Source organism: Streptomyces sp. NBC_00203 (assembly GCF_045206325.1).
Taxonomy (GTDB): Bacteria; Actinomycetota; Actinomycetes; order Streptomycetales; family Streptomycetaceae; genus Streptomyces; species Streptomyces lutosisoli.
This window is the reverse complement of sequence record NZ_CP108126.1, coordinates 3,662,796-3,683,914: the sequence shown is the minus strand read 5'-3', so window position 1 is coordinate 3,683,914 and position 21,119 is coordinate 3,662,796. Positions and strand designations below refer to the sequence as shown.

At 69.7% G+C, this 21,119-nt stretch carries 17 protein-coding genes; 5 read left to right on the top strand and 12 right to left on the bottom strand.

Annotation, left to right across the window (positions count from 1 at the left end; all coding sequences use genetic code 11):
• Window positions 1–69: 69 nt before the first annotated feature.
• From OG975_RS16605 to OG975_RS16570, 8 genes are all read right to left on the bottom strand, one after another.
• Window positions 70–711 carry a superoxide dismutase gene (locus OG975_RS16605; protein WP_406329977.1) on the bottom strand — a complete coding sequence of 214 codons (642 nt, stop codon included), beginning with the start codon at window positions 709–711 and terminating at the stop codon, window positions 70–72.
• Window positions 712–851: 140 nt separating this feature from the next.
• Entirely contained in the window at window positions 852–2,258 is a 1,407-nt protein-coding gene (locus OG975_RS16600) for an amino acid permease (RefSeq protein WP_406329975.1), read from the bottom strand.
• A gap of 146 nt (window positions 2,259–2,404) precedes the next feature.
• Window positions 2,405–3,295 (bottom strand): TauD/TfdA dioxygenase family protein, encoded by an 891-nt coding sequence (locus OG975_RS16595; RefSeq protein WP_406329973.1) that lies wholly within the window; start codon window positions 3,293–3,295, stop codon window positions 2,405–2,407.
• 28 nt (window positions 3,296–3,323) lie between these two features.
• Window positions 3,324–4,661 (bottom strand): LLM class flavin-dependent oxidoreductase, encoded by a 1,338-nt coding sequence (locus tag OG975_RS16590; RefSeq protein WP_406329971.1) that lies wholly within the window; start codon window positions 4,659–4,661, stop codon window positions 3,324–3,326.
• On the bottom strand, window positions 4,658–5,404 hold the full coding sequence (locus OG975_RS16585; RefSeq protein WP_406329969.1) for an ABC transporter ATP-binding protein: 747 nt from the start codon (window positions 5,402–5,404) through the stop codon (window positions 4,658–4,660). Before OG975_RS16585 ends, OG975_RS16590 begins: the two co-directional genes overlap by 4 nt.
• Window positions 5,380–6,228: an ABC transporter permease gene (locus OG975_RS16580; protein WP_406329967.1), complete on the bottom strand. Its 849-nt coding sequence runs from the start codon at window positions 6,226–6,228 to the stop codon at window positions 5,380–5,382. Before OG975_RS16580 ends, OG975_RS16585 begins: the two co-directional genes overlap by 25 nt.
• Window positions 6,225–7,301 (bottom strand): ABC transporter substrate-binding protein, encoded by a 1,077-nt coding sequence (locus OG975_RS16575; RefSeq protein ID WP_406329965.1) that lies wholly within the window; start codon window positions 7,299–7,301, stop codon window positions 6,225–6,227. The genes OG975_RS16580 and OG975_RS16575 overlap by 4 nt, the downstream gene beginning before the upstream one ends.
• 325 nt (window positions 7,302–7,626) lie before the next feature.
• Window positions 7,627–8,841: an ROK family protein gene (locus tag OG975_RS16570; protein ID WP_406329963.1), complete on the bottom strand. Its 1,215-nt coding sequence runs from the start codon at window positions 8,839–8,841 to the stop codon at window positions 7,627–7,629.
• A 741-nt stretch (window positions 8,842–9,582) separates the two neighbouring features.
• Here OG975_RS16570 and OG975_RS16565 point away from each other — a divergent pair.
• Complete coding sequence (locus OG975_RS16565) at window positions 9,583–10,164, top strand: biotin transporter BioY (protein WP_406329961.1); 582 nt, start codon at window positions 9,583–9,585, stop codon at window positions 10,162–10,164.
• A 23-nt stretch (window positions 10,165–10,187) separates the two neighbouring features.
• On the opposite strand, the gene OG975_RS16560 is transcribed toward OG975_RS16565, so the two are convergent.
• Both OG975_RS16560 and OG975_RS16555 read right to left on the bottom strand, forming a co-directional pair.
• A complete protein-coding gene (locus OG975_RS16560) occupies window positions 10,188–11,588 on the bottom strand; it encodes an FAD-binding oxidoreductase (RefSeq protein WP_406329959.1) in 1,401 nt (466 codons plus the stop codon).
• 126 nt (window positions 11,589–11,714) lie between these two features.
• Window positions 11,715–12,440 carry an LPXTG cell wall anchor domain-containing protein gene (locus tag OG975_RS16555; protein ID WP_406329957.1) on the bottom strand — a complete coding sequence of 242 codons (726 nt, stop codon included), beginning with the start codon at window positions 12,438–12,440 and terminating at the stop codon, window positions 11,715–11,717.
• Between the two features lie 231 nt (window positions 12,441–12,671).
• Between OG975_RS16555 and OG975_RS16550 the strand changes: the two genes are divergently transcribed.
• The gene (locus OG975_RS16550) at window positions 12,672–14,861 is read left to right on the top strand and encodes a protein kinase domain-containing protein (RefSeq protein ID WP_406336291.1); all 2,190 of its coding nucleotides are present in this window, start codon (window positions 12,672–12,674) and stop codon (window positions 14,859–14,861) included.
• 111 nt (window positions 14,862–14,972) lie between these two features.
• On the opposite strand, the gene OG975_RS16545 is transcribed toward OG975_RS16550, so the two are convergent.
• Window positions 14,973–16,463 (bottom strand): amino acid permease, encoded by a 1,491-nt coding sequence (locus OG975_RS16545; protein ID WP_406329955.1) that lies wholly within the window; start codon window positions 16,461–16,463, stop codon window positions 14,973–14,975.
• Window positions 16,464–16,678: 215 nt separating this feature from the next.
• Between OG975_RS16545 and OG975_RS16540 the strand changes: the two genes are divergently transcribed.
• Entirely contained in the window at window positions 16,679–17,167 is a 489-nt protein-coding gene (locus tag OG975_RS16540; protein ID WP_406329953.1) for a ribose-5-phosphate isomerase, read from the top strand.
• A 209-nt stretch (window positions 17,168–17,376) separates the two neighbouring features.
• Window positions 17,377–18,186: an Fpg/Nei family DNA glycosylase gene (locus OG975_RS16535; protein ID WP_406329951.1), complete on the top strand. Its 810-nt coding sequence runs from the start codon at window positions 17,377–17,379 to the stop codon at window positions 18,184–18,186.
• Between the two features lie 54 nt (window positions 18,187–18,240).
• Here the strand turns inward: OG975_RS16535 and OG975_RS16530 are convergent, their stop codons facing one another.
• Window positions 18,241–19,470: a GNAT family N-acetyltransferase gene (locus OG975_RS16530; protein WP_406329949.1), complete on the bottom strand. Its 1,230-nt coding sequence runs from the start codon at window positions 19,468–19,470 to the stop codon at window positions 18,241–18,243.
• A 159-nt stretch (window positions 19,471–19,629) separates the two neighbouring features.
• Here OG975_RS16530 and OG975_RS16525 point away from each other — a divergent pair, with 159 nt between their 5' ends.
• On the top strand, window positions 19,630–20,802 hold the full coding sequence (locus OG975_RS16525; protein ID WP_406329947.1) for a PP2C family protein-serine/threonine phosphatase: 1,173 nt from the start codon (window positions 19,630–19,632) through the stop codon (window positions 20,800–20,802).
• The last annotated feature ends 317 nt before the right edge of the window (window positions 20,803–21,119 follow it).

Genomic DNA, 21,119 nt, shown 5'->3' with positions numbered 1-21,119 from the left:
CCTTCCTCTCATCCGCCTGCCACGTGAAGGGTGAGAAGACGATCACGAGCAGGACGTTTCATACATGCCTCAGGGGGCCGGCAGCAACACGTCCGCGCGGGACTTGGCCGCTTCGTAACGCCGGGCGACGTCCTGCCAGTTGACGACCTGCCACATCGCGTCGATGAAGTCGACCTTCTGGTTCCTGTACTGGAGGTAGAAGGCGTGTTCCCAGGCGTCGAAGACGAGGATCGGGACCGAGCCCTGGCCGACGTTGCCCTGGTGGTCGTAGATCTGCTCGACGATGAGGCGGCCGCTCAGCGGCTCGTACGCCAGGACGCCCCACCCGGAACCCTGCGTGGTCGCGGAGGCCTTGGTCAGCTGGGCCTTGAATCCGGCGAAGGAGCCGAAGGACTCGGTGATGGCGTCCGCGAGGTCGCCCACGCCGTCCGCGGCCAGCGGCTCGCCGCCGCCCTCACCGGTCATGTTGTGCCAGTAGATGGAGTGCAGGATGTGGCCCGAAAGGTGGAAGGCCAGGTTCTTCTCCAGGCCGTTGACCGCGCCCCACGACTCTTTGTCCCGCGCCTCCGCGAGCTGTTCCAACGTGTCGTTGGCGCCCTTCACATAGGCGGCGTGGTGCTTGTCGTGGTGCAGCTCGATGATCTCGGGGCTGATCACGGGCGCGAGCGCGGAGTAGTCGTACGGCAGTTCAGGAAGTGTGTAGACGGCCATGTCAGGTCCCCTCCGACCTCTTATTGCAAAAGGCTTGCAAGTGCACGCTAGCAGCAAGAGGATGAGGGTGCGTGCTTGGGCACGCGAAAGGGCCCTCGCACGAAACCGTCCTCCGCGCGAGGGCCCTTCAGCGATGCGGGTCAGGCGCGGGCGCGCGCCTTCTGCCAGGTGTAGCCGACCGCGGCCAGGAACAGCGTCATGCCGCCCGTCGAGTACAGCTGCACCCGGGTGTCCGGCTCCCGGGCCATCAGGACGAAGATCGCCACCATGGCCGCGAGGGCGACCCACGTCAGCACCGGGAACAGCCACATCCGTACGACCAGCTTCTCCGGCGCCTCCCGCTCCACCCAGCGGCGCATCCGCAGCTGCGAGACCGCGATGAACATCCAGACGACCAGGATCACCGCGCCGATCATGTTGAGCAGCCAGGGGAAGACGTCGTCGGGACGCCAGTAGCTGAGCACGACGCACACGAAGCCGAAGACGCAGGAGGCCAGAACAGCGACGCGGGGGACGCCGGACGTGACCCTGCCGAGGGCCTTCGGACCCTGGCCGCGCTCGACGAGGGAGTACGCGATGCGCGAGGAGCCGTAGATGTTGGCGTTCATCGCCGACAGCAGCGCGACCAGGACGACCACGTTCATCAGCTGGCCGGCGCCCGGGATGCCCAGCTGGTCGAGGGCGGCGACGTACGGGCCCTTCTCGACGACCGCCTTGGAGTCCCACGGGACCAGGGTGACGATCACCGTCATGGAGCCGATGTAGAAGAGCGCGATACGCCACATCGCGGTGCGTACGGCGCTCGCGACGCCCTTGACCGGGTTCTCCGACTCGGCCGCCGCGATCGTCACCGTCTCCAGACCGCCGTACGCGAACACCGACGCGAGCAGGCCGATGACGAGGCCCTCGCTGCCGTTCGGCAGGAAACCTCCCTCGCCGGTGAGGTTGGCGGCGCCGGGGGAGTCCGTGCCCGGCAGCACGCCCGCGACGGCCAGTACGCCCAGCACCAGGAACAGACTGATCGCGCCGACCTTCAGGGCCGCGAACCAGAACTCGAACTCGCCGAAGTTCTTCACGGCGGCCAGATTGGCGACGCAGAAGACGACCATGAACAGCGCCACCCACGCCCACTCGGGCGTGCCCGGCAGCCAGCCGGTGACGATCTTCGCGGCGCCGATGCCCTCGAGCCCGACGGCCGTGCACAGCAGCACCCAGAAGGACCAGCCCGAGGTGAAGCCGGCCCAGGGTCCGATCGCCCGCTCCGCGTGTGCGGAGAAGGAACCGGACGACGGATACGCGGCCGACATCTCGCCGAGCATCCGCATCACCAGCATGACGAGCAGACCGGAGACGGCGTACGCGATGACGATGGAGGGCCCGGCGGCGGCGATACCGGCCCCGGATCCGACGAACAGGCCCGCGCCGATCACGCCACCGAGGGCGATCATCGAGAGGTGGCGCTGCTTCAGGCCGTGCTTCAGGCCGGGGGAGAGGGAGGCGTCCGCGTCGGGGGTACCGGGCGGGGCGTCGAGGGTGGTGCGGGACATGAGAGCGGGTGGGTCCCTTACGTGCGAGCGGGCAAAAACGCCCACAGTCTGGGCAGCCTGTCCGCTGAGAGGGAGAGGCTGCCCAGTATGCGGACATGTTTCCTACGGAACGTAAGGGGCCGTTTACCGGAAGGCGGGCGCGGGTGCTACGCGACCGACGTGTAGTGCGAGGCGTCTCCCGCGATCGAGTGGCTCTCCTTGCCCTCGACCCCGACCGGCACGTCACCGGCGACGGTCACACGGTGCAGGCGGCGCGGCAGACCGTCGTAGTTGTCGATGGCGTAGTGCTGGGTGATCCGGTTGTCGAACAGCACCAGCTGGTTGGGGGACCAGCGCCAGCGCAGGATGTTCTCCGGCCGGGTGACGTACGCCTGGAGCAGGTCGAGGATCTTGCGGGACTCGCCGACCGACAGGCCGACGATCCGCTGCGCGAACCCGCCGATGAACAGCCCGCGCTCACCGGTCAGCGGGTGGACCCGGACGACCGGGTGGGCGGTGCGGTACTTGATGGAGGTGAACTGGGCGCGCTGCGCTGCCTGTTCCTCGTCGACCTCCTCGTCCGGCACGGCGTAGTCGTAGTCGTTGGTGTGCTCGGCCCACAGGGTGTCGGCGAGCGCCCGGAGGGGTTCGGGCAGGTCGCGGTAGGCGGCCGCCGAGTTGGCGATCAGGGTCTCGCCGCCGTACGGCGGGACGGTGATGCTGCGCAGGGTGCTGGCCTGCGGCGGATTGAGGACGAAGGTGACGTCGGTGTGCCAGTGGTTGGCGCGGCCGCGCTCGCTGTCGACGGGCAGCACGTTCGGGGCGTCGGCCACGGCGGGCACGGTGGGATGGGCGGTGGTGAGGTCGCCGAAGTGGCGGGCGAAGGCCTGCTGGCCCTCGTCGTCCAGGTCGACGTCGTCGAAGACCAGGGCCTTGTGCTCGTTGAGGGCGGCGCGCAGGGCGGCGACGGTGTCGTCGTCGAGGGGCTTGGCGATGTCGACCCCGGATATCCGGGCGCCGATGGTGCCGGTGACCTTGTGGATCTCGATGTCAGCCATGTGGGACGGGTCCTTTCGGGGCGGAGAATCAGACGAGGGCGGACGCGTGCTGGTTGGCGGGGCGCGGGAGGCCGTACCGCTCCCGCAGGGTCTGCCGGGGCCCGTACTCCTGACGCAGCAGGCCGCGGGCGCGCAGGATCGGCACGACGTGGTCGACGAAGAGATCGAGGCCGGAGGGCAGTACGGCGGGCATGATGTTGAAGCCGTCGGCGGCACCTAGCCGGAACCACTCCTCGATCGCGTCGGCGACCTGCTCGGGTGTGCCGGCGAACGTCAGGTGGCCGCGTCCGCCGCCGAGGCGGCCGATCAGCTGTCTTGCGGTGAGCCGCTCGCGCCGGGCGAGTGCGACGATGAGCGTGTAGCGGCTCTTGGCGCCCTCGATGGCGTCCTCGGGCGGCAGGTCGGCGGGGAGCTGGGCGTCCAACTCCAGGGTCCCGGGCTCAAGTTGCAGCAGGCGTTGGAGATTCGCGAGTCCGTGCTCGTGGACGATGTGGTCCTCCAGCACCTGCTCGTTCGCCCGCGCCTCGGCCTCCGTCGAGCCGATCACCGGGACGATGCCGGGCAGCACCTTGATGTGCTCGGGGTCCCGACCGGCCGCCGCTGTACGGGACTTGAGGTCCGTGTAGAAGGCCTGCGCGTCTGCGAGGGTCTGCTGCGCGGTGAACACCGCCTCCGCGTACCGGGCCGCGAACGCCTTGCCGTCCTCGCTCGACCCCGCCTGCACGAGCAGCGGGTAACCCTGGGGCGAGCGCGGCACGTTGAGCGCTCCCTCGACACTGAAGTACGTCCCCTGGTGTCGCGGTGGGTGGATCTTGGTGTCGTCGCCCCACACGCCGGCCGCCTTGTCGGCGACGATCGCGTCGTCCTCCCAGCTGTCCCAGAGCTTGAGCGAGACGTCCAGGAACTCGGCGGCGCGGGCGTAGCGGTCGGCGTGCGCGGGTTCTTCGGCGAGGCCGAAGTTGCGCGCGGCCTCGGCTCCCGCGGTGGTGACGATGTTCCAGCCCGCCCGGCCGCCGCTGATGATGTCGAGCGAGGCGAACTTGCGGGCCAGGTTGTAGGGGGAGTTGTAGGAGGTGGAGGCCGTGGCGATCAGGCCGATGTGCTCGGTGGCCGTCGCCAGGGCAGTGAGCAGGGTGAGCGGTTCCAGGGCGCCGGCGGGGCGCTGGGCGAGGTTGCCCCACAGCTGCGGGCCGTCGGCGAGGAAGAGCGAGTCGAAGGTGCCGCGTTCGGCGATACGGGCGAGGTGGACGTAGTGCGCCAGCTCGACATGCGCGTGCGGGTCGCTCTCGGGCAGGCGCCAGGAGGCCTCGTGGTGCCCGGTGTTCATCAGGAAGGCGTTGAGGTGGAGTTGGCGTGCAGTGGTCACTTGTGGTCCTCCGTGACGCCCAGGGCGGCGAGCAGCCGTTCGCGGTACTCGCCGAGCAGGGGGTCGCGATACGAGCGCGGATGCGGGGGTTCGATGGTCAGGTCGAGGCCGATACGCCCCTGGTCGAGCACGAGCACCCGGTCGGCCAGCACGATCGCCTCGTCCACGTCGTGCGTGACGAGCAGGACGGAGGGCCGGTGCCGCTCCCACAGCTCGCGCAGCAGGACATGCATCCGGATCCGGGTGAGCGCGTCCAGCGCGCCGAACGGCTCGTCGGCGAGGAGCAGTTCGGGCTCCCGTACGAGCGAACGGGCCAGCGCGGCACGCTGGGCCTCGCCGCCGGACAGTTCGTTCGGCCAGGCCCGTTCGCGGCCGGCGAGACCCACCTCGGCGAGGGCGGAGCGGCCCTTGCGTTCCGCTTCCTTGCCGTCCGTGCCGAGCAGGACGTTGTCGAGGACGCGTCGCCAGGGCAGCAGCCGGGAGTCCTGGAAGACCACGGACACCCGTTCCGGCGCGGAGAGCTGTCCGCTTCCGGTGACGCTGTGATCGAGTCCGGCGATGGCGCGCAGCAGGGTGCTCTTGCCGGAGCCGCTGTGCCCGAGCAGGGCCGTGAACTGGCCTGCGGGGAGGTCGAGGTCGATGCCGTCGAGGACCGTACGGCCGTCGAACGAGCGGGTCAGGCCCCGGAGTTGGACGGTGGGCTCTGTGCGCAGGGGGGTCAGTTGCTCAGTGTGCGTCGCCACGACAGCACCCTCCGTTCGATGAGACGGACCGCGCTGTCGGAGGTCAGACCGAAGATGCCGTAGACGACCAGGCCGACGAGGATGACGTCGCTCTGGCCGTAGTTCTGGGCCTGGAACATCATGTAGCCGAGTCCGCTGGTGGCGTTGATCTGCTCCAGGACGATCAGGCCCAGCCAGGAGCCGGTCACCCCGAGGCGCAGGCCGACGAAGAAGCCGGGCAGTGCGCCGGGGATGACGATCTGCCGGACGAAGGCGAACCTCGACAGGCCCTGGACCTCGGCGAGTTCGACGTAGCGGTGGTCGATGCCGGACAGCGCGGCGTGTGTGTTGAGGTAGATCGGGATGTAGACGACGATGGCGATGATCGCGATCTTGAAGGTCTCGCCGATGCCCAGCCAGAGGATGAACAGCGGGATCAGACCGAGCGGCGGGATGGACCGGTTGAGCTGCACCGTCCCGTCGATCAGCGCCTCGCCGACCCGGCTGAGCCCGGAGGCGAGCGCGAGGACGACTCCCGCGGTCAGCCCGATCGCGAACCCGGTTGCGGCCCGCTGGAGCGAGGTCAGGACATCGGTCGGCAGCGTCCCGTCGGTCCACAGGTGACCGGCGGTCTTCACCACCGTCCAGGGCGCCGGGATCGCCGCCGGGTCGAGCTGTCCGGCGGCGGAGGCGGCGGCCCACAGGGCGAGGAAGAGGACCGGGCCGACGAGCCGGGAGGCGGGCAGCCGTTTGCCGGGGGAGAGCCGGCGGCGCCTGCGGACCTGGGGGAGCTCCTCCGGAGCGGCGACGGAAGCGACGGCAGCGGTCGTGCTCACGGCGGTCACCTCCGGTACTCCGCCGGCACGGCCTTGGCCGCGATGCCCTCGAAGCGCCGGTCGAAGAGCGAGTCGACCTTGAACTCCTTCACGAAGCCGCCCTCCGCGAGCAGGTCGGCGGTCTCCTGCTCCCACTTCACGGCCTCCGCCCAACTCGGCGGGAACAGAGGCTTGTTGGCGAGCTCGGTGATCGACTGGGCCTGCGCGAGGGTGAGGTTCTGCGTCTTGACGTAGAACTCCTCGTTCCAGGCGTCGGGGTGCTCGTACGCCCACACCTGGCCCTTCGCCCAGCGCGGGATGTACGCGGCGACGGCCGCCGCCTTCGCGGAGTCGGCTAGCACGGAGGTGGGCGCCCACAGCAGGTTGAGGAGGTCCACGACGTCGGTGGTGATGGTGTGGGCGCCCTTGGACCCGTACTGCTTGAGGTAGGCCGGCGACTGGTTGTTGGCGAGCGGGGCGATGTCCACCTGCCCGGCCTGGAGCGCGGTGAGGAACTGGTTGCTGGTCAGCGGCACCAGGTCGACGTCGTCGTACTTGATCCCGGCCTTCTTCAGGGCACGCAGCAGTACGACCCCCTGCGCCTGCCCCTGCGAGAAGGCCAGTTTCTTGCCCTTGAAGCCCTGGATGTCCTGGATGTCGCTGCCGGGCTTGGTGGCGAAGAGGTAGTTGGGCTTGCGGGTGATGTTGATCGCGACGATCTTCGCGTCGAACCCCTGATAGTGCGCCTGGATCGGCGGGATGCCCGCGTTGTTGGCGACGTCCAGGGACTTGGCGCGGAAGGCGTTGATGACATCGGGACCGGCGCCGATGTTCACCCAGCTGGAGACCGTGAACGGCAGCTCGCTCAGACCCGCCAGTTTGAGCTGGAGCTGCTGCTGGCCCAGGTACGAGGCGATCTTGAGCTTGGTGCCCGACGGGACCTTGGCGGACAGCGGGGCGGACGCGGCTCCCTTGGACTGGGTGTCGGCGGCGCTGCTGGCACCGGCGCAGCCGCTCAGCCCCGCAGCGGCGGCGGCACCGAGCAGGGAGGACAGGAACAGCCGCCGGTCGACGCGGGACGCGGAGGGGGACAGTGGTGGCATGGGAAAACTCCGGGGGTTCCAAGTGGCGGGAATACGCGCGGAATTCCGGGCAGGGCGGAGCCAGGAAGGAAAGGGCGCGCAGGGGAAGGCACACGCCTGAGGCGTGGCGAAGAAATCCGGGTGATCGTCAGTGCGTCGACGGCCGAGCGATCGTCAGCAAGGGAGGGTCGACGCGGCGATGACCGGCGTCAGCAACACAGCGTGCGCGCGACCCGCATAAGGTCGACGACACGGCACTTGGTGAGCGGAACCTGCACCCGCGAGCTGCTCATAGGACGATGCTCCTGGCCTCGTACAACCCCTGTCAACATTCGGAGTTTCTGAATTAATTCGGCCCCGGTCGGGCGCCCAGCGGATCCCGGTACAGCACGTCGAGAGCCACCGATCCGCCCGCCACGGCCAGCACGGAATCCGGAAAACTGGTCGGCACGACCGCCGCCGCCCGCTCGGGCCCCACCTCCTCGCGCAGCGCGGCGAGGCAGTCCTCCCGGTACACGGCACCGAGCTCGGTGACGACGACGGTGTCCGGATTGAGCACGTCGAGCAGCAGCCTTGCCGCCCGTCCGGTCATCCGGGCCCGCTCCACCAGCAGTCGTACGGCCACGGGGTCGCCGTCGGCCGCGGCGGCGAGCACATGCATCGGGTTCACGCCGCGGATGACACCCGCCTCCCGCGCCCGGCGGCACAGCGTCCGCTCGCTCAGCTCGGCCTGGAGGCACCCGGTCCGGCCGCAGTCGCACCGCTCCGTGCCGCCGGCCAGCGGCAGATGGGCGATCGCGCCGGCCTGCGAGCGGGGACCGTGGTGCACCTCGTCGTGGGTGGCGAAGGCGGCGTCCACCACATTGCCGACGAAGAGGTGCAGCACGCTGAGGCTGCCCCGCGCCCGCCCGAACAGCCGCTCGCCGTTCACCAACGCCCGCGCGTGCCCGTCCACATGAACCGGCAGTCCGGTGCGGGCGCCGATCGCCTCCCGTACGGCCACGTCACGCCAGCCCAGCAGCGCGTGCTCCACGATCGTGCCGGAGTCGCGGTCCACCCAGCCGCCGGTGGCGACACCCACGCCCAGGGGCGTACGGCCCGGGGCGCCGGCCAGCAGTGCGCCGAGCTCGTCGGCGGCGTTGGCCAGCACGCGGCCGGGCTCGGTGTCTTCATGGTTCAGGTGCTTGAGGCGGGTCTCCGCCACGACTCGGCCACGCAGGTCGAGCAGGGCGACGGTCGTGTACGGCACGGCGATGTGTACCCCGCCGACCACGAAACGGGAGCCGTCGAGGTCGAGCGGTACGTGCGGGCGTCCGACCCCGTTCGACTGCCGGGGTGCGGGGGCTTCCCGGATCAGGCCGAGTTCGGCGAACCGGGCGCAGTAGTCGGTCACCGACGCCGGGGAGAGTCCGGTCAGCCGGGCGATGGTGCTGCGGGCGACCGGGCCGTGGTCCAGTACGGAGCGGAGGATGGCGCTGGCGGTGGTGCTGGTTCGGCGACGGAGGGTTGCCGTGGGTGGAGAGGGTGGAGCTTGCGGAAAGGGTGCCACGGAACGGGACATGGGGAACTTCCTCGGGACTGGTCCGACAGTGCGCCGTCACATCTCGGCGAGCCGGATCCACTCCGCTCGCCTCACCTACGGCGACAGGTGGCCGTCCCCTGGCGCCGCAGGTCGACATATCGACGCGACGCGAAGTCCCTGGCCTGAGCAACCATGCCCCGAAGAGTAGGCCTCACCACCCGGATCCGGCCACCCCGGGTTTTTTCGCCCCCGCCGCCCCTACCCGTCCCATCCCGTTCCTGGGGGCTCCGCCCCCAGACCCCCCTAGGTAGTTCGTCGCCTGCGGGTGGGTGGGGGTTGCTCGCGCAGTTCCCCGCGCCCCTAAAAGCAAAGGCGCGGGGCTTCGCCCCACGATTCCCCCGCCCGCCCCGGGTGCTTTTGTCTTTTAGGGGCGCGGGGAACTGCGCAATCTTTTGGACCAGCCCCCACCCACCCGCACCCGACCCACAACCCATCCCGGGGTCGAAGGGGCGGAGCCCCTGGGGATGGGACGGGTAGGGGCGGCGGGGGCGAGAACCTTTGGCGGGACCCTACAGTCGGCGTCCGAGCCGGATTCGTACGGCAAACTGGCTCACCTCAGTGACCAGGGTCACCCCGCCACACGTGTACACGGCATCGTTTGTAGAGAGCCCACCAAGCCCATGATCCCCGCTTTGTCGATGGCAGACGGTGATCGGCCGTGTACCCCTGGGATAGCGTCACCGTGTCCCAACCTGCCCAGACCCACCCGCCGGAGTCCCCATGAGCACCGCAGCCGCCACCCCCACCCGCCCCGGCGAGGTCCTCGCCGACCTCCTCCCCGCCTCCCGAGTCAGGGACGCGGCCCTGGTGCTCGGCGGCGCCGCACTCACCGGCCTCGCCGCCCAGATCTCGCTGCCGGTACCGGGCTCCCCGGTCCCGGTGACCGGCCAGACCTTCGCGGCACTCCTCGTCGGCACGGCCCTCGGCGCGGGCCGCGGCTTCCTGTCGCTCGCGGTGTACGCGCTCGTCGGCATGGCCGGCGTCCCGTGGTTCGCCGGCGGCGGCTCCGGCACCGCCGCCCCGTCCTTCGGCTACATCCTCGGCATGCTGCTGGCCTCCACCGTCGTGGGCGCCCTCGCCCGCCGCGGCGCCGACCGCTCCGTGCTGCGCATGGCGGGCACGATGCTGCTCGGTGAGGCGATCATCTACGCGATCGGCGTCCCGTACCTGGCCCTGGCCACCGGCATGTCGGCGAGCGCGGCCATCGCGGCGGGCCTCACCCCGTTCCTGTTCGGTGACGCCCTCAAGGCGGCCCTGGCGATGGGCGCCCTGCCCACCGCCTGGAAGCTCATCAAGCGCTGACTCACCGTTGGTCCAAGCCAGCCTCAGCCGGTGATGTTGTAGTTCCTGCGGAAGAGGTTCGCCGGGTCGTACTCCGACTTCAGCCCGGCGAGCCTCTTCCGCGTTCCGGCGTCGTACAGCCCCTCCGTACGATCACCCGCCCCGAACGCGAAGTTGAGCGCCCGCCCGATCGTCCAAGGCGCGAGCCTCTCGAACGCCGGATCCAACAACTCCCGCGCCGTCTCCCGGTCCGCCATCGCCAACAGCCGTACGAGGAAACGCCCTTCGCGATGCGGTACGGAGTTCGGTGCGTCCTGCGCCAGTGCCCCGCCGAGATGGTTGATCTGCACGACGCACATCGCCGGCGCGTCCGGGCCGGTGCGGGCGAGGAGCCCAGCCGCGGCGGCCACGTCCAGCTCACTCAGCACCGCGCTGTCGCCGTAGTACGTGTGCGGGAAGTCCGGGTCACTGTGGATGCTGTGGCTCTCGGCGTACGGCATCTCGCGCAGCGAGTCGGCGAGGACCGGCCCGATCTCCCGCAGCGGGGCGACGAGTTGCTCACCCTCGGCGGCCGTACCCGTATACGCCACGCGTACGGAGATCACATACCGCCCGCGCAGGTGCGGCGGCATCCCCGGCACGTCCGGGTACGGCACCGCCGCGAACGACGAGGTCAGCCCGTCCGGCACGGTCCGCGTCCAGCGCTCGTAGGCCCGCAGCGCCGCCGCCGGATCGACCTCGCGCCCGTCGAAGGCGAGGGAGCCGCCGTACAGCCGCGCGACCGGTACGAGGTCGATCTCCAGCTCGGTGACGACGCCGAAGTTGTGGCCGCCGCCGAGGAGCGCCCAGTACAGGTCGGGGTCCGACTCCCGCGTCACCTGGCGTTGCCGCCCGTCCGCGGTGACCACGTCGAGCGTGCGTACATGGTCGGCCGCGTATCCGAACTCCCTTGCCAGGATGCCAAGTCCGCCGCTCAGGGTGTAGGACACGGCGCCCACCCCCGGCGCCGATCCGTTCAACGGGGCCAGCCCGTACGGCACGGCCGCCGCGACGACCTGACCCCAGCGGACGCCCGCCTGGACGCGGACGGTGCGGGCCCCCGCATCGACGCTCACCCCGTCCATGCGCCGCGTCGCGATCAGGACGCCACCCTCCGCCGCGCCCGGCAGCCCGTGCCCGGTGGCCTGCACGCCCACCGGCAGGCCCGCGGAGGCCGCGTACCGCACGGCGGCGGCCACGTCGTCGGCCGAGGACGCGGCGAAGACCACGGCGGGCCGCTGCGTGAAACCGGTCTGGAATCCGGCGAGTTCCTCGTCGTACCCGGGGTCGCCGGGGCGGAGGACGAGTCGGTCGGTGGTCTCGTCCGTGGCTTCGTCCGTGGTCTTGTCCCTGGTCTTGCCCGTGGTCTCGTCCGCGGTGTTGTCGACGGTGTTCATAGGGTCCATACGGCTCATGGTCGCCGCATTACCTGACAGGCACCGTCAAGTTTTCTGAACGGAGCGGGCCGGGGCGCCGCGCTCGGCACCCCGGCCCGCTCCCTCCTGCCTCCGTGCTGTTCCTGTCTCAGTTCCTCAGTGCTGTTCCGACCGCCGCGGGCGCCGGTGGACCCACCACAGGCCCGCCGCTCCCGCGGAGATCAGCGCCGCGCCCGCCGCGCCGAGCGGCAGGACGTCGCTTCCCACGCCGGTCTTGGGCAGCTGGTCGCCGCCGGGTGCCACCGGCTTGTTGTCGGTGCCGAGCAGCAGCGGGGTGGCCGGGGCGTTCGGCGACGGGTTCGTCGTACCGAACGGCACCGGGCCCTGCTGCCAGTACGTCTTCTTGCCGTCGCTCGTCTGCACCGGCAGGCAGATGTTGCCGGTCTTGCTCAGATCGAACGTCGCGTCGACGGCGTACGACTTCGACTTGCCGGCCGCGAGATTGCCGACGGAACAAACGAAACCGCTGTTCGAACCCTTGGGCAGATCCTTGTCGGCCATGGCGGAGCAGCCCTTGACGCCCTTGACCGTCAGGCCGTCGAAACCGACCACCAAAAGCCTGATGTCGCCGCTGTCCTTGGTTCCTTCGTTCTTCACCGTGGCGGTAATCGCCGTCTTCTGCGAACTGTTGTCCACGGAGATCTTCTCGGGCAGCAGCGTGGTCAGCTTTACACCCGCCGGTGCCTCGTCAATTACCTTTCCCCCCTTGCTGCTCCCCGGTCCCTGGTCGTCCGCGACGGCGGTGAAAGAAAGGATCATCACGGCCGAGAAAGATGCCGTGAGCAGCGATCCCGCGATGGTCGTCGTGTGACGAGAACTCATGTTCGTCCCCCTTGGCTGCGCCTGAATTCGCAGTACTTGAAGAGGTACCACAAGATTTCTCCGCACTATGCTGGTACGGCCTGAAGTGTGACCATTGTGTTTCTGTTGTGACGGGCGATTGTGGCGGGTGTTGAGGGGGTGCAGGGATTGTCGGGGAATGTACAGGGCGGTGTTCCGGGATTATTGGTGACAGGGCGTTATCGGCTGGTCGAGAGCATTGGGCAGGGGGGAATGGGGCGGGTGTGGCGAGCCGCCGACGAAATGCTCGACCGGCAGGTCGCGGTCAAGGAAATGCGCATCGACGGACTCGACCCCGAAGACACGCGAACACGCCGCGAACGCACGCTGCGCGAAGCCAGGGCCACGGCCCGGATCGACCACCCCAACGTCGTACGCATCTATGACGTCGTGGACGAGGGCGAGCGGCTGTGGATCGTCATGGAACTCGTCGCCGGGCGTTCCCTCGAACAGATCGTGGTGGAGGACGGACCCCTCGGCCCGCGTGAGGCTGCCCGGATCGGGCTCGAACTGGTCGCGGCGCTGCGCCAGGTGCACGCCGGGGGAGTGCTGCACCGCGACATCAAGCCGGGCAACGTCCTGGTCGAGCGGCGCGGCCGCCGCGTCGTCCTCACCGACTTCGGCATCGCCGCGTTGCAGGACGCGGAGGCGCTCACCATGGTCGGGATGCTGGTCGGCTCCCCCGACTACATGGCGCCCGAGCGCATCTCCGGCCGCCCGCAGGGCCCGCCCTCCGACGTCTGGTCCCTGGGTGCGACCCTCTGCGCGGCCCTCGGCGGCCGCTCCCCGTTCTCCCGCTCCACCACCCTGGCGACCCTGCACGCGGTCCTGTACGAGGAGCCCGATCTTCCCGCTGGGGCAGGGGAGTTGCGTGACATCCTCGCCGCCCTCCTGGAGAAGGAGCCGTCCACTCGGCCCGGCCTGGAGGAACTGGAGGCGGAGCTGGGGGAGATCGCGTTTCCGGGGGCGAGGGCGGCTCAACTGCCGGACTTGGGACCGGAGTCCGAGCCCGAGCCCGAGCCAGAAGCAGAGGGAGCACCTGATCCCGAGCCCGAGTTCGAGTTCGGGCCGGAACCGGGGGCGGGTCCGGACGTGGGGGGACCCGTACCGCCGCCCGAGCCGCCTCACCAGGCCCGTGAGGCCCGTGAGGCCCGTGAGATCCATAAGGCTCACGAGGCTCACAAGGAGTCGCCCACGCCCGCACTCCTCGACGCCGAGCTGATACGCGCGGTACGACAGCCCCCGTCGGATCTTCCCGAGGCCACTCCACCGCCGTTCCCGGACGAACAGCGCACCCGCACAAGCGATCTCCGGCGGCCGCAGCCCAGGCCCGTGCCCGAAGCGGAGCCGGAACCTCAGCCCGGCCGGGAGCCCGAGCCCGTACACGACGCCATCCCCGTGCGACCGCCCACCCGGACACGCAAAGGCCCGCCCGACTTCGAGAAGCACTCACCGGAGCGGCGCCCCCTCACCGCACCCAACGCCTCCACGGAAAACCCCTCCGAACTGCGCGCGGAGGTCGGCTCGCAGATCCCCTCCGCCGGCTCGCCCCGCACAACAGGCCCCGGATACGGCGCTGTCGGCGCTGTTCTGGGCGACGCCCCCGAGGCGTTTCCGCAGGCCCAGGCGTCTACACAGACGCCCGCCCGGCCGGCGACGGAAACGGCGGCAGCGGCACAGCGGCCGACCGTGCCCGGCCCCGTCGTCATGCCCCGAGGTGAATTCCCCGGGCCCGCCGTGCCGTCCGGCCCGCGACAGGGCCGGCGCCGTATGGGGCTGGCCGCCGCCGGAGGTGTGGTCGTCGCGGGAGCGGTCGTCGGGCTCATCCTCGCGGCGACGGGCGGATCCCCCGACGACAAGAACGGGGCTTCCTCCTCCTCGTCCGGCACCACGTCCGGCAGCACGTCCGGCACCACCGGTGGCTCCTCGTCCTCCGCTTCCCCCTCGCCCACCGTCGAGGGCACCTCGCGCCCGCCCAGCCTGCCCCCGGGAGCGCGCCGGGAGGCCGGCGGGTACGCGTGGGTGACGCCCAAGGGCTGGCGCCGCGACCTGAAGACCGGCTCCGAGGTGCACTACACCTCGCCCGACGGCAGGCAGGAGCTCGTGGCCAAGTCCTCCCTCGCCAAGGGGGACTTGATGCAGACCTGGCAGACCTCGGAAAAGGACGCCCGCCGGGGGCAGGACTACCAGAAGATCCGCCTGGACAACGCGACGTTCAAGGGCCGGCCCGCGGTCGTGTGGGAGTACACGTTCACGCTCAAGGGCGTGCACTGGCACGCCCTGCTGCTCGGTTTCGACGCCGACGGCAAGTCGTACCAGATCAACACCTGGTACCAGCCGGACATCGAGAGCGAGGCTCTCAAGGTCTACCAGCAGGTCAAGAAGAGCTTCACCGTGCTCTGAACGGAAGGAGGGGCTCGTCGGCGAAGTCAATCGCCGACGAGCCCCTCCCGCACATGCACGTCAGGTCGCGTCACGTCACATCACGACATCGGACCCGACGTCACCATCGGCTCAGCCGACCTTCACCGGATCCTCGTCCCGAGGCTCGTCGGCCACGGCGTACTTCACGGAGGACGCGCCCGCCCCGAACTTCTGCCGGATGACGGCGATGGCCAGGACCACCGCCGCGACCATCAGCGACAGCAGCACGGTCGTACGGCCGCTGCTCTCGCCCTCGGTATCGGTGAGCATGTAGCCGAGCACGAACACGATCAGTGCGATAGTCGCCCAGGTCAGATACGGGTACAGCCACATCTTCACGACGAGCTTCTCCGGTGCCTCACGCTGGATGATCTTCCGCAGGCGCAGCTGCGAGAAACAGATGGCCAGCCAGACGAACAGGGCGACCGCACCGGAGGAGTTGACGAGGAAGAGGAAGATCGTCTTCGGGTACGCGTAGTTGAAGAAGACGGCCACGAAGCCGAAGACGACCGACGCCAGGATCGCGGCCATCGGTACACCGCGCGAGGTGGTCTTCGCGAACACCTTCGGCGCGTCCTTGCGCTGGCCGAGCGAGAAGGCCATCCGGGAGGCCGTGTAGAGGCCGGAGTTGAGGCAGGACAGCACCGACGTGAGCACGATGAAGTTCATGATCTGGCCGGCGTGCGCGATGCCGAGGGAGTCGAGGGCGGCGACGTACGAGCCCTGCTCCTTGATCGACGGGTCGTTCCACGGCAGCAGGCAGACGACCACGAGGATCGAGCCCAGGTAGAAGACGCCGATGCGCCAGATGATGCTGTTGGTCGACTTGGTGACCGCGCGCTGCGGGTCCTCGGACTCGCCGGCGGCCAGCGTGGCGATCTCGCTGCCCATGAAGGAGAAGACGACCAGCAGTACGCCGGTGAGGATGGCGCCGGGGCCGTTCGGCAGGAAGCCGCCGTGGTCGGTCAGATTCCCGATGCCCGCCTTCTCGGCGTCGACGCCCGGCAGTACACCGAGGATGGCCAGCGCGCCGACGACGATGAACGCGCCGATCGCCACGACCTTGATCCCGGCGAACCAGAACTCGAACTCGCCGTACGACCCCACGGACACCAGGTTCGTGGCGGTGAGGACGACCATCACGATGAGCGCCCAGCCCCACTGGGGCACGGCCGGGATCCACCCTTCGAGGATCTTGGCGCCGGCGGTGGCCTCCACGGCCAGCACCACGACCCAGAAGAACCAGTACAGCCAGCCGATGGAGAACCCGGCCCAGCGGCCGAGCGCGCGGTCGGCGTGCGCGGAGAAGGAGCCCGAGGTGGGGTTGGCGGCGGACATCTCACCGAGCATCCGCATCACCAGCACCACGAGCGTGCCGACGAGGGCGTACGAGAGGAGGATGCCCGGTCCGGCGGTGGCGATACCGGAGCTGGAGCCGACGAACAGCCCGGCTCCGATGACGCCACCGATGGCGATCATGGACAGATGACGGTTCTTGAGTCCGGCCTGGAGGCCGCCACCGGGTTCTCCGGGGCCTCCGGGGCCGCTTGCGGCCTTTGTGGGGTTCGGCTGCGAGGTCATTGAGGGGAATTCCTTTGCGCCGGGTGAGCAGATTCCTGTGCGTTCCGTACGAGCGGTGTACGGGCCGGTCCAGTGAATCGGAGGCAAAGTGATTCGTGAACCTCTGATTCCAGATCGTTACTTGAGGTTTCCTTGAGGTTCTATAGTGTTGCTCACAGTTTTCGCTGATGGCACCCGGCGAGGCCGATCCGAAACAGCCGTGTCACACTCGGACCATGCGCGTGTATCTCGGCTCCGATCATGCCGGTCTCGAACTCAAGAACCACCTCGTCGAGTGGCTCAAGGCCGCCGGCCACGAGCCCGTCGACTGTGGGCCCCTCATCTACGACGCCCAGGACGACTATCCGCCGTTCTGCCTCCGCGCCGCGGAGCGTACGGCGGCCGATCCTGAGGCCCTCGGCATCGTGATCGGCGGGTCGGGCAACGGTGAGCAGATCGCCGCGAACAAGGTGGCCGGGGTTCGTGCCGCGCTCGCCTGGAGCGAGGAGACGGCGTCGCTGGGCCGCCAGCACAACAACGCCAACGTCGTCGCCGTCGGCGCCCGCATGCACTCCGAGGAAGAGGCGACCAAGTTCGTCGAGGTCTTCCTGTCGACCCCCTTCTCCGGCGACGAGCGCCACATCCGCCGCATCGACATGCTGTCGGCCTACGAGACAACGGGCGACCTGCCGCCGATCCCGGCCCACCACCCGCAGCAGCCGTAACGCTCTGGGGCTCCGCCCCAGACCCCCGTTCGCTTGTTCCTTGACCGCGGGCCGGTGGGGGCTGGTCGCGCAGTTCCCCGCGCCCCTAAAGGCGCGGGGCTTCGCCCCGCGATCCCCCGCCCGCCCCGGGTTTTTAGGGGCGCGGGGAACGGCGCAATCTTTTAGGGGGGCCTGGGGGCGCAGCCCCCAGGAACGGAGGGGAGGACCCCGTGCCCGAAGGGCACACGATTCATCGGCTGGCTCAGGACTACGGCGCTGCGTTCGGCGGTCGCGCCGCACGCGTGACAAGCCCCCAGGGCAAGTTCACCGACGCCGCCGCCCTCCTCGACGGCTCGGAACTCACCACCGCCGAAGCCCACGGCAAACACCTCTTCCTCGGCTTCCGCGCAGCGGAGTGGATCCACATCCACCTGGGCCTCTTCGGCAAGGTCAACTTCGGCGACGCCCCCGCCCCGCCCCCCACGGACACCGTCCGCCTGCGCCTCGCGAACGAGACGACGTACGTCGACCTCCGCGGCCCCACCACCTGCGCCCTGATCACGGACACCGAGAAGCAGGCGATACACGACCGCCTCGGCCCGGACCCCCTCCGCCCCGACGCGGACCCCTCAGCGGCATACCGCCGCGTTTCCCGCAGCCGTACGACGATCGCCGCCCTCCTCATGGACCAGAAGATCATCGCGGGCGTCGGCAACGTCTACCGCGCGGAGGTCCTCTTCCGGCACGGCATCGACCCGTACCGCACGGGCAGGGACCTCACTCCCAGGCAATGGGACGCGCTCTGGACCGACCTCGTGGACCTGATGCGCGAGGGCGTCCGCAACAACCGCATCGACACGGTCCGCCCGGAACACACCCCCGAGGCGATGGGCCGCCCGCCGCGCGTCGACGACCACGGCGGCGAGGTCTACGTGTACCGCAGGGCCAACCTGCCCTGCCACATCTGTGGCGGCGAGATCCGCACCGCCGATCTCGCCGCCCGCAATCTGTTCTGGTGCCCGGTCTGCCAGCAGGCCTGAACAGACGAACAGCCCGCCCTGGAACCCGCTGGAACTGGAACCCGCTGGAACCCGCTAGAACCCGTGCGGCAGCCAGGGTGCGATCGCTGACGAGAAGGCCACGGACGCCTCCGCCAGCGCGCCCTGCCGCAGCTCCCGCACCCGCCCCGCCGTCGCCAGCGAGGCCAGGGACACCCCACTGAGATACGCCGCTCCCAACTCCCGTACGGACAGCGCGAGATCGGCAGCGTCCTCGGTACGCACGCACGACGCGCCCTTCGCGTCCCCGGTGAGCCGCCAACGCCCCTCGTTCCAGGGGCAGAACGCGTCCTCGACCTCGAACACCACGTCCACCGGCGCCTGATACGTCCGCGCCTCCAGCGCGGCACCGACGTCGACGAGCCGTACGTGCAGCGAGTCCTTCAACCGCAGATTGCAGCGCCGGATGTCGGACACCAGATGCAGCACGTCCTCATCGACGGGCCGGGCACGGGTGCGGATGGTGGATGTCAGGTCGAGGCCGAAGAGGAACCGCCACAGCGCGGCCCGCGCCGCCGGGTCGAGCCCCTCCAGGTCGTTCAGGATCACCACGCCGTTGTGGCCGGCCGGGCCCCACTCCGGCTTGACCCGGAACCGGGTATAGCCGACGACCTCGCCGTCCCGCTCCGCGACCACGCACTGCAACGGCGAGGCGCCGTCCCGGTCGCTCTCCGGATCGAGCAGCCCCAGCCGCTCCCAGCCGGGCAGCCGTGCCAGCATCCCCGGCCGGCCCGCAAGGAGCCGCGCGTACACCGCCTCGCACGCGTCGAGCACATCGCGCGGCACGGCGTACCGCAGTCGTACGTCGTCCGTGCCGGGCGGTACGGACAGTCGTACGCGGCTGGTGTCGATCTCCGCGTTGACCTGCTGCGTCCCGATGCCGTAGCCGAACCGGCCGTAGATCGCCGGTTCCGACGCGGTCAGGACGGCCAGCGACTCGCCCCCGGCGCGGATGTCGTCCAGCTGCCGCCGCATCATCGAGGTCAGCACCCCGCGCCGCCGGTGCGTGGCCGCGACGCTCACCATGGTGATGCCCGCGGCCGGTACGGAGGCGCCGCCGGGCACGGTGACACGGAAGGAGAACGCGCTCGCCGTACCCACGATCTGCTCGTCGTCCCACACGCCCAGCGAACGGTCGTACTCTGTGAGCGCGTTGTACAGCCCGCGCTCCTCGGACGACTCCGGTACCCCGCCGAACGCGCGCACCAGATTGTCGTACCAGACATCCCAGTCGATCTGCTGCAGTACCCGCACGTCAGTCGTCATAGCCCATGCCTACCAGGGCAATGCGGTACGAGCGAGGGAATTTCCCCCGCCGTCGAGGCCGCAGACTGTGAAGTTCTCTGTGAAGTTGAGCGCTCGGACGGGGGACAAGTGGGACCTCCCGTGCCAAGCACCTGGTCCGATGGATAGGGTCCCGAACTAATGGCAGCAGGACGAGAGCGGCGCGCGGAAGCCGATACGTTCACGGCCCGGTGTAAGAAGCAGTGGCACCGGGCCCGCACAGGGCTGCGCAGATCCGCCGTCGACTACTTCCGCGGGGACGGTTCGGACTGGATCGCGCTGGCCGGTCTGCTGCTGACGATTCCGCTGATCGCGTCCACGACGCTGGTGAACTCGGTGTGGTGCTCACCGGCCGCCCTGGTCCTCCCGATCGTGGCCGGCGGGCTGCTGCTCCGCCCCGCCAGCCTGCTCGGTCTGTACGCGGCCGCCGCCACCGCGCTGATAGTGGAGTCCGTGAAGCTGGGCCCGTACACGGAGGGTCCGTCCCGGGTGACGCCGGGCGTGGTCCTCGTAGTCGCGGCCTGCGGCTTCTTCGGACTCCTCATCGCGCAGTTCCGCAGCCGGGTGGGTGTGCCCTGGCGGCGCGGCGGCACCATGCTCTTCGACCTGCGCGAACGGATCCGGGTGCAGAGCAAGCTGCCGAAGCTGCCGCTGGGCTGGCACCGGGAGATGGCGCTGCGGCCGGCGGGTGGCCAGTCGTTCTCGGGGGACTTTGTCGTGGCCGCCCGGACGAACGGCGGCCGAACTCTCGAAGTCGTCCTCACGGATGTCTCCGGCAAGGGCATGGACGCGGGGTCGCGTGCGCTGCTGCTGTCCGGAGCCTTCGGAGGTCTCCTCGGCTCCCTCGCGCCGCACGCCTTCCTCCCCGCCGCGAACGGGTACCTCCTCCGCCAGGACTGGGACGAGGGCTTCGCGACCTCGATCCACCTGGTCCTGGACCTGGACTCGGGCGATTACGAGCTCTTCTCGGCCGGTCATCCTCCGGGGTTGCAGCTCAGCGCGGGCAGCGGCCGCTGGGAGGAGAAGGTTGCGGAAGGCCCGTTGCTCGGTGTGTACGACGGTGCCCAGTTCGACTCCGTGAAGGGCTCGCTCCGTCCCGGAGACGTGTTGATGCTGTTCACAGACGGTCTGGTGGAGACCTCCGACCGCGACATCGTCGAGGGCATCGACCGCCTCACCGGCGAGGCCGACCGCTATGTGGCCGGCGGCTTCCACGGTGCGGCCTGGCACCTCATCGAGGCCGTGGCCAAGGACGTCAACGACGACCGAGCCCTCCTCCTCATCTGCCGCGAAAGCCCCACCCCCACCCGCTGACGAACCCGACGTCCTTCGCCCCCGCCGCCCCTACCCGTCCCATCCCTGGGGGCTGCGCCCCCAGACCCCCGCTAAAAGATTGCGCAGTTCCCCGCGCCCCTAAAAGGGGCGCGGGGAACTGCGCAATCTTTTGCACCAGCCCCCACCCACCCGCACCCGACACACAACCGAACGGGGTCTGGGGCGGAGCCCCAGAAGGATGGGACGGGTAGGGGCGGCGGGGGCGAAAACCTGGGGTTCTCCCCACCCCCAAGTCGCCGGTAGCCCTCATGGTTCGGAGCCCCTCCGTATCCGTACGTTCGAGACATCACCGAAAT

Excerpts from the sequence above, each read along its gene's own strand:
- OG975_RS16570 (WP_406329963.1), bottom strand. The coding sequence starts at position 8,841 with ATGTCCCGTTCCGTGGCACCCTTTCCGCAAGCTCCACCCTCTCCACCC.
- OG975_RS16605 (WP_406329977.1), bottom strand. The coding sequence starts at position 711 with ATGGCCGTCTACACACTTCCTGAACTGCCGTACGACTACTCCGCGCTC.
- OG975_RS16600 (WP_406329975.1), bottom strand. The coding sequence starts at position 2,258 with ATGTCCCGCACCACCCTCGACGCCCCGCCCGGTACCCCCGACGCGGAC.
- OG975_RS16555 (WP_406329957.1), bottom strand. The coding sequence starts at position 12,440 with ATGAGTTCTCGTCACACGACGACCATCGCGGGATCGCTGCTCACGGCA.
- OG975_RS16575 (WP_406329965.1), bottom strand. The coding sequence starts at position 7,301 with ATGCCACCACTGTCCCCCTCCGCGTCCCGCGTCGACCGGCGGCTGTTC.
- OG975_RS16545 (WP_406329955.1), bottom strand. The coding sequence starts at position 16,463 with ATGACCTCGCAGCCGAACCCCACAAAGGCCGCAAGCGGCCCCGGAGGC.
- OG975_RS16560 (WP_406329959.1), bottom strand. The coding sequence starts at position 11,588 with ATGGACCCTATGAACACCGTCGACAACACCGCGGACGAGACCACGGGC.
- OG975_RS16525 (WP_406329947.1), top strand. The coding sequence starts at position 19,630 with ATGGCAGCAGGACGAGAGCGGCGCGCGGAAGCCGATACGTTCACGGCC.
- OG975_RS16530 (WP_406329949.1), bottom strand. The coding sequence starts at position 19,470 with ATGACGACTGACGTGCGGGTACTGCAGCAGATCGACTGGGATGTCTGG.
- OG975_RS16550 (WP_406336291.1), top strand. The coding sequence starts at position 12,672 with ATGGGGCGGGTGTGGCGAGCCGCCGACGAAATGCTCGACCGGCAGGTC.
- OG975_RS16595 (WP_406329973.1), bottom strand. The coding sequence starts at position 3,295 with ATGGCTGACATCGAGATCCACAAGGTCACCGGCACCATCGGCGCCCGG.
- OG975_RS16540 (WP_406329953.1), top strand. The coding sequence starts at position 16,679 with ATGCGCGTGTATCTCGGCTCCGATCATGCCGGTCTCGAACTCAAGAAC.
- OG975_RS16565 (WP_406329961.1), top strand. The coding sequence starts at position 9,583 with ATGAGCACCGCAGCCGCCACCCCCACCCGCCCCGGCGAGGTCCTCGCC.